Source organism: Rhodoblastus sp., assembly GCF_052145335.1.
Classification (GTDB): domain Bacteria; phylum Pseudomonadota; class Alphaproteobacteria; order Rhizobiales; family Beijerinckiaceae; genus Rhodoblastus.
The window spans coordinates 1-7,818 of record NZ_JBKQOU010000245.1; the positions used below are offsets into that span (position 1 = coordinate 1).

A 7,818-nucleotide genomic window follows, 5' to 3' on the forward strand; every position below is an offset into this window, starting at 1 on the left:
CATCCCGGCGGCCAGCACCGGCCATTGGCGGCGGATCATCGCGCGTTGCTCATAAATGGGCGCCGCAAAGGCGACGGTCGCCGGTCCGAGCAGGGTGACGAGCCAGCCGGTGTCGCGGATATAGTCGCGATAGGTCAGGCGGACGGACAGGACCACGATGATCAGGAGGGCCGGCGTCACGGCGAGAGGCGTGAGCCACCAGCGTGGCCATCGCCGATAGAGGCGTTTGGCTGCGCTATAGAATGCGATGGTGACCGCCGACCAAAGCAGCGCCTGAGCCACGGGGTTAGCCCACGGCATGATCGACATGGACATGCCCCGACCTCCAGCGATAGCAAAAATCGACGGTGAGGGCGGTCACCCCCATCACCGTCGCGGTGCCGACAAAGATGACGATCAGGATTTTCAGCCCGAGCAGTCCGAGAAACTAGCGGTGATCAAGGACGACTTCGCCCTGGAGATTCGCCCGGTGCCGGTCTGTATCCGTATTTGGCCCCATGGTCTGTTCCTATCGTTCTCAACGCGCCGGGCGACCCATTCGCCTATTTGCGTCCGCCGATCTCATCGATGTGATGCAAGAGATCGGCAGGATCCTCATAGACGCGGATCGCGCCGGCCTGCCGCAATTCGTCGGGACCGTAGCCGCCGCTGAGCAGACCGACGCCAAGGGCGCGGCACCGCGTCGCCGCCAGCATGTCCCAAATGCTGTCGCCGACGACAATAGCGGTCCCGATCGGAGCGCCGAGCCGTTCGGCGGCGGCCAGGAACAGGTCCGGGTCGGGCTTGGCGCGACGGACCTGGTCGTGGGTCACGACAGGCGTCCGCTCGGGGTCGACGCCGAGTGCGGTCAGGCTGACGGAAGCGGTCTCCATCCGGCCGCTGGTGGCGATCGCCCATGGCGTGCCGGCGTCTGTCAGCAACGCGAGCAGTTCGCGGGCGCCCGGCAGAGGGCGGACGGCGCGCGCGTTGCGCCGGTAACTTTCGGCGTGAATGCGTTGCAGGCGCTGGACTCGTTCCTCGCCGATCTCCATGCCCGTCTCGCGCAGGAGCTGATTGGTAAGGAGGCCGCCGCTCATGCCGATTTTGCGGTGGATGCGCCAAATGGAAAGTTCGATTCCCTCCGCGTCGAGCGCCTCCTTCCAGGCGTGAACATGCTGATAGACGCTGTCGACGAGCGTGCCGTCGAGGTCGAACAGAAAGGCGGGTTGCAGACGCACGATCACGATCCTTCTTGCTGGGACATCCGCCGCCGCGCGCCACGTCTGAGCAAAAACTGGCGGCGCTTTGCGCCTCGACCCTCGATCTCAGAGCCGCACTTCTTCCGCCAGCTGCTTTAATATCTCGGCGCTCTTCTTCAGTGCGGCGCCCTCTTCGGCGTCGAGATTTGGAATGAACGTCTTCACGACGCCGCCCGCGCCGAGCACGCGCGGCAGCGACAGGGCCACGTCACGCACGCCCTGGCCTTCGGCCGTCAACATGGAGCAAGTGATCAGCGCCCGCTCGTCGCCCTGAATGACCTGAGCGATTCGAGCAAGGCCAGCGCCGACGCCAAACCAGGTCGCTCCTTTGCCCTGGATGATGTCGTAGGCGGCGCGGCGCACCGCATGATCGATGCGGCTGCGGTCGGCCTCCGCCAGTTCCCGCCCCATCTGGCGGGCGGCCTCCGCCACCGACAGGTCGCCGGCCATGGCGCCCGACCAGTGCAAAACCTCGCTGTCGCCATGTTCGCCGAGCACGCGCGCGTCGATATACGCCGGGCTGATGCCGAGATGCGCTCCGAGCAGCGTGCGGAACCGCGCCGAATCGAGAATCGTGCCGGACCCGATCACCCGCTCCACAGGAACCCCGCGCCGGCCGGCGAGGACGGTCACAATCTGCGTCATGATGTCGACCGGATTCGACGCAACCAGGAAGATGGTGGCCGGCGCCGCCGCCAGAACGGCGGGCACGATCTCGGCGAAGATTGCGGCGTTGCGCGACAGCAGGTCGAGCCGGCTCTCCCCGGGCTTCTGGTTGGCCCCCGCCGCCAGCACGACGAGGCCCGCGCCGTCGAGATCGGCCATCTCCCCGGCGCGGACGCGGACGGGAAACGCCCAAGGCGTGGCGTCCAGAATGTCGTGCGCCTGGGCCGCCGCCAGACCCGCGTTGCGATCGACGAGCACGATCTCGGAACCGACGCCGCGCATCATCATGGCGTAAGCAGCCGTGGCGCCGACCTGGCCGGCTCCGACAATCCCGATCTTCACGCGGTTCTCCTTACATCGAGAGCGCGATGTTCCATCAGCAACGAGCGAACATACTGCGCGCGGAGCAGCGCCTCGGGATCGGCGAGCCGATCGGCGCGCAGGCGCCCCCGGATCTCGTCGACCGACGTGGCGCCATGCGCCTCGATCCATTCCGCCAGGCCCTCCACCAGACGCTTGATATGGCTGGGTCCGTGACGCAGCAGAGAAGACGCCGCCTCGACGACGTCCGCGCCGGCAAGCAAATATTTGATCACCTCTGCGGACCCTTCGACGCCTCCTCCAGCCGCGAGGCTCAGCGATGTCTTTCCGGCCAGCAAGGCGATCCACATCAGGCTCTCGTGGATCTCCTGCGCTGTCGACAGACGCAAGCTGGGACAGAATGCCAGCGTCTCAAGATCAATGTCGGGCTCGTAGCGCTGGCCGAACAGGACGAGCCCGCTGGCGCCGGTGGTGGCGGCAATGTCGAGGGCGAGATGAGCTGGCGCGGTGAAGTTCGGGCTGAGCTTGACGGCGACGGGAATCTTCACCGTCGCGCATACTTCCCGCACGGTCTCCACCAGTCTCTGCTCGACCTCGGCGGAGGTCTCCCGCGGATCGGTGGGGATATGGAAGAGATCGAGCTCGAGCGCCGCCGCCCCGGCTTCCTCCAGATCGGCGGCAATGCCAGTCCAGCCTTCGCGCGAGATCCCGTTCAGGCTGGCGATCAGCGGCGCCGAAACGCTCTCGGCCGCGCGCCGGATCATTTCGACATGGGCCGCGAGCGCGCCGCGGTAACCCCGAAGCGGCGGCAGATAGCTCGTCACCTCGGCATGGCTCTCGGCTCCAATCGCGCCGGCGGCTTCGAACGCCGCGTCCATGGCCTGAACCTCCTCCTCGTAGACTGGCGCCGCGACAATCGCCGCCGCGCCCCCATCCTCCAGCCGGCGGATGCCGTCGAGGGTCGCGGAGACTGGCGAAGCGCCAGCCACGATGGGATGGGCCAAAGTCAGGCCGAGATAGTTCGTCTGCAGGTTCATTGCTTGCCCTCCGGCTTGGTCTTATTGTGGGCCACGGCTTCATCCTCCCAGAACGGGTGGAACCGAGTTCCTTCACGAGCTGCCAGGTCCTCGTAGATTCGATAGCGCTCGTCCACAGCGGCTTGAGCTTCGCGCAACAGCATCTTCGCGTCGTCGGGCCGCGTTTGCGTGAGGATGCGGTACCGGTTTTCTTGATAGACAAAATTTTCAACGGCAATCCTGGGCCGCGTGCTGTCGAGGCGGAAGGGATTCATGTCGGCCCGGCGCATTCTCGGATCGAAACGGAACAGTGGCCAATAGCCGCTGGCGACGGCCCGATGCTGCTGGTTCATTCCGTCGCGTAAGTCGAAGCCATGCGCGATACAATGACTGTACGCGAGGATCAGCGACGGGCCGTCATAAGCCTCGGCGTCGCGCAGAGCCTGGATCGTCTGTTCGTGACTGGCGCCCAACGCGATCTGCGCGACATAGACGTAGCCATAGGCAATAGCCTGAAGCGCCAGATCTTTCCGCGGCGTCCGCTTGCCCGCGGCGGCGAATTTCGCCGAGGCCCCGATCGACGTCGCCTTCGAGGACTGACCGCCGGTGTTGGAATAGCCCTCCGTATCCAGCACGATGACATTGACATTCCGGTTTTGGGCCAACACGTGGTCGAGCCCGCCGGAGTCAATGTCATAGGCCCATCCGTCGCCGCCCACGATCAACAGGCTCCGGCGCACGAGATATTCGGCCAGGGCCAACAGATCGCGCGCCGGCCCATCCGTCGCGCCGGCCAGCGCGCGCCTCAGCGCGTTGACCCGGCCACGTTGCGCCACGATCTCGCTGTCGGTGCGCTGGGACGCATCAAGGATATCGGCGGCGAGGCGCGGGCCGATCCGATCGGACAAGGCGCCGACAAGCGCGCGCGCTATGGCGGTCTGCTGGTCGACGGCAAGGCGCATGCCGAGACCGAACTCGGCGTTGTCCTCGAACAGGCTGTTGGCCCATGCCGGGCCACGCCCGTCGGAACCGGCGCGCCATGGCACCGATGGCAAGTTGGCGCCATAGATCGCAGTGCAACCGGTCGCATTGGCGATCTGCAAGCGGTCCCCGAACAGTTGCGACAGAAGCTTCAGATAAGGAGTTTCGCCGCAGCCGGCGCAGGCGCCGGAGAATTCGAACAGCGGCCGCACGAACTGCAATCCCCGCGAGAGATGCAGATCGACCTGCTCCCGCGAATGTTCCGGCAGCGACTCGAAAAACGCGAGATCGCGCCGTCCGGTTTCGACGAGTGGCAGCCGTTCGCTGAGGTTGATCGCCTTGACTCCCGGATCGAGCGGATCGTGGGCCGGACAATGATCGATGCAGATCCCACAACCTGTGCAGTCTTCGACGGCGATCTGCAGCGTGAAGCGCTTGTCGGGGTAACCACGCGCATTGATTGGAGCCGATGGAAAGCCCTCCGGCGCCTCCTTCAGCAGCGCGCCGTCATAGGCCTTGGCCCGGATCACGCTGTGCGGACAGACGATGCTGCACTGGCCGCACTGGATGCAGAGATCAGGTTTCCACGCTGGCACGGAAAAGGCGATATTACGCTTTTCGTACTGGGTCGTTCCGCCCGCAAAGGCGCCGTCGATCGGGACCGCGCTGACAGGGATCTCATCGCCACGGCCTACAAACTGCAGCGCCGCAATGCGTTTGATCTGGTCGGGCGCGTCCGTCGGAACGAAGACCCGCATCTCTATTTTGGAGGTCACGGTCTTCGGAACCGCGACTTCCTGCAGATGTTTAAGGGCAGCGTCGACGGCGGCAAAATTCTTCTCGACGACAGAACGACCTTTCGCGCCATAGCTCTTCTCGATTGCATGGCGGATGCGCAGAATGCCCTCCTCCCGCGGCAACACCCCGCTGATGGCGAAGAAACAGGTCTGCAGAATGGTGTTCACCCGCGGCCCCAGGCCCAGGCCCTGAGCGACGCTGCTCGCGTCGATCACGAACAGGCGCAAGCCCTTGTCGACAATATGCTGCTGCACCGGCCGAGGCAGATGGTCCCACACGGACGCTGCGTCGTAAGGCGAATTGATAAGGATCGTCGCCCCCTTCCTAGCGGGACGCAAGACATCCAGTTTCTTCAGGAAATCGAACTTGTGAACGCCAATGAAGTCGGCTGATTGCAGAAGATAGGGAGCAGCGATCGGCGCCGCGCCGAAGCGCAAGTGACTGATCGTCTCGGCGCCGGACTTGTGGCTGTCATAGACAAAGTAGCCTTGCGCATAGCGTCCCTGGTCGTCGGCCAAAATCTTCACGCTATTCTTGTTCGCTCCGACCGTTCCGTCAGAACCAAGACCAAAGAACATGGCGCGGTGGACGCCGGGCGTCTCGATGTCGAAGCCCTCTTCGACGGGGAGGCTCGTTCCTCCGACATCGTCGATGATGCCGACGGTGAAGCCGCTACGCGGGTCCTTGTCCTTGAGGTGGTCGAACACCGCCTTGGCCATCGCGGGCGTGAAATCTTTTGAAGACAGGCCGTATCTTCCGCCGACCACGAGCGGCAGAGCGCTGCGCGCGCCCCGCGCCACGGCGTCGGCCAGGGTCTGTGTGACGTCCAGGCAAAGCGGCTCGGCCGGCGTCCCCGGCTCCTTGGTGCGGTCGAGTACTGCAACGCGGCGCACGGTTGCCGGCAGCGCCGCAAGAAAATCCTTGGACGACCACGGCCGGTAGAGGAGCACTTGAAGCACGCCAACGCGCTCTCCCTGTGCGTTCAGGTGCGCGACCGTCGCCCGCAAGGTCTCGGCGGAAGAGCCCATCGCGACCACAACCCGCTCGGCCTCCGGATGACCGTCGTAGCGAAACAGGCGATATTGGCGACCAGTCAGCGCCGCGAAACGATCCATGGCGCGCTGCACGATGCCGGGCGTGGCGAGGTAATACGGGTTCACCGTCTCTCGCGCCTGGAAATAGGTGTCCGGGTTCTGCCAGGTGCCCCTGATGTTGGGACGCTCCGGACTCATGGCGCGTTCCCGGTGGGCGCGCACGAGATCGTCGTCGATCATGGTTCGGATCTGCTCATCCGACAGCATCAGGAGCGTATTCACCTCGTGCGAGGTGCGGAACCCGTCCATGAAATGGACAAATGGCACCCGCGCCTCGAGCGTCGCCGCCTGCGCCACCAGCGCAAGATCATGGGCCTCCTGCACCGATCCCGCTCCGAGCAAAGCGAAGCCGGTGGAGCGGATCGCCATGATGTCCTGATGGTCGCCGAAGATGGAGGACGCCCCGGCAGCGAGGGCCCGGGCCGCGACATGGAAGACGCAAGACGTAAGCTCGCCCGCAATCTTGAACATGTTGGGCATCATCAGGAGCAGGCCCTGAGATGCGGTAAATGTCGTGGTCAGCGCGCCGGCTTGGAGCGAACCATGCACCGCCCCGGCGGCGCCGCCCTCCGCCTGTATCTCCTGGACGAACGGCACAGCGCCCCACAGGTTCTTCTCGCCTTGCGCGGACCACTCATCGGCGAATTCGGCCATCGGTGACGACGGCGTGATCGGGAAAATGGCGCAGCCGTCGTTGACGCGGTAGGCGACGTAAGCGACGGCCGTGTTGCCGTCGAGGGTCGCGATTCTGTCAGTCATCGTAATTCTCCGTTGGTCTCGCCGCGGTCAAACGCGGACGCGGAATCGGTGTGGCGCCAGCGGCTCGCCGGTTGGGCTGAGCGGCGCCGCCGTCGCCAGGGGTTCGGGCTGCATTTCGATGGCATGGCATGGGCACTGCTCGAAACAGATCCCGCAACCGGTGCAGAGATCGGGATCCACCCGATAACCTCGCCCCCGGCCAAGGCGGACGATCGCCTGTTCCGGGCAAGCCGCGAAGCAGTTGTCGCATTCGAAACAGTTGCCGCAGGACAGACACCGGCCTGCCTCGGCTTGCGCCTCGTCCTGGCTGAGGCCCTGCACGACCTCGGCGAACGAGGCGCGGGCGGCCTGCGGCAGTTCCTGCTGGGCATGCCGGATGGCTTCGAGAAAGACAGGCAGATCCAGCATCTTGAAGTCGATCGGCGGATGCTTGAGCGGCTGCTCATAGCGAGCGCCGTTGAGATAGGCGTCGATGGCGCGAGCCGCATGCTTGCCCATGCCCACCGCTGTCGTCATCGTCCGCGCGCCGCCCCCCATGTCGCCGCCAGCGAATACGCCGCGGCGCCCGGTCATGAACTGGTCGTCGACGGAAATTACGTTATTGGGTTCGATCACGACCCCCGGGACGTTACGCAGGAAGTCGAGCTCGCTGTGCTGGCCCACCGCCAGCACCAGGCTGTCGGCAGGCAACGTCTCGAACCGCCCCGTGGGTTTGGCGACGCCGTCCGGCCCCATCTCCACAGCTTCGACGGTGACTCCGTTCGCCCCGAACCGGCTGGCGACTGAGAGCCAGCGGATCTTCACTCCTTCGGCGAAAGCCTCTGCGGCTTCCGCCGGCAGCGCTTCCATATGCGGGCGATCATAGCGGAAGATCACCACCGCCTCTTCCGCGCCGAGCCGCTTGGCGACGCGGGCGACGTCCATGGCGGTGTTGCCGCCGCCGAT

6 protein-coding genes and 1 pseudogene are annotated in these 7,818 nt (G+C 65.2%); all 7 read right to left on the reverse strand.

Annotated elements, in window-relative coordinates; translation table 11 throughout:
• The coding region (locus tag ACLP2E_RS15580; RefSeq protein ID WP_442466467.1) for an LrgB family protein at positions 1 to 300 on the reverse strand (300 nt) is incomplete at its 3' end.
• Positions 287 to 424, reverse strand: a pseudogene (locus ACLP2E_RS15585) (CidA/LrgA family protein); the annotation flags it as partial. The gene ACLP2E_RS15580 and the pseudogene ACLP2E_RS15585, both read right to left, overlap by 14 nt.
• Positions 425 to 542: 118 nt before the next feature.
• Positions 543 to 1,217 carry an HAD family hydrolase gene (locus ACLP2E_RS15590; RefSeq protein WP_442461736.1) on the reverse strand — a complete coding sequence of 225 codons (675 nt, stop codon included), beginning with the start codon at positions 1,215 to 1,217 and terminating at the stop codon, positions 543 to 545.
• A gap of 87 nt (positions 1,218 to 1,304) precedes the next feature.
• Complete coding sequence (locus tag ACLP2E_RS15595) at positions 1,305 to 2,246, reverse strand: L-lactate dehydrogenase (protein WP_442466463.1); 942 nt, start codon at positions 2,244 to 2,246, stop codon at positions 1,305 to 1,307.
• On the reverse strand, positions 2,243 to 3,262 hold the full coding sequence (locus tag ACLP2E_RS15600; RefSeq protein ID WP_442466464.1) for a dihydroorotate dehydrogenase-like protein: 1,020 nt from the start codon (positions 3,260 to 3,262) through the stop codon (positions 2,243 to 2,245). Before ACLP2E_RS15600 ends, ACLP2E_RS15595 begins: the two co-directional genes overlap by 4 nt.
• Positions 3,259 to 6,873, reverse strand: coding sequence for a pyruvate:ferredoxin (flavodoxin) oxidoreductase (gene nifJ / locus ACLP2E_RS15605; protein WP_442466465.1), 3,615 nt, complete (start codon positions 6,871 to 6,873; stop codon positions 3,259 to 3,261). The genes ACLP2E_RS15600 and nifJ overlap by 4 nt, the downstream gene beginning before the upstream one ends.
• Before the next feature lie 27 nt (positions 6,874 to 6,900).
• A partial coding sequence (locus ACLP2E_RS15610) for an FAD-dependent oxidoreductase (RefSeq protein ID WP_442466466.1) occupies positions 6,901 to 7,818 on the reverse strand: 918 nt, incomplete at its 5' end.

Excerpts from the sequence above, each read along its gene's own strand:
- ACLP2E_RS15600 (WP_442466464.1), bottom strand. The coding sequence starts at position 3,262 with ATGAACCTGCAGACGAACTATCTCGGCCTGACTTTGGCCCATCCCATC.
- nifJ (WP_442466465.1), bottom strand. The coding sequence starts at position 6,873 with ATGACTGACAGAATCGCGACCCTCGACGGCAACACGGCCGTCGCTTAC.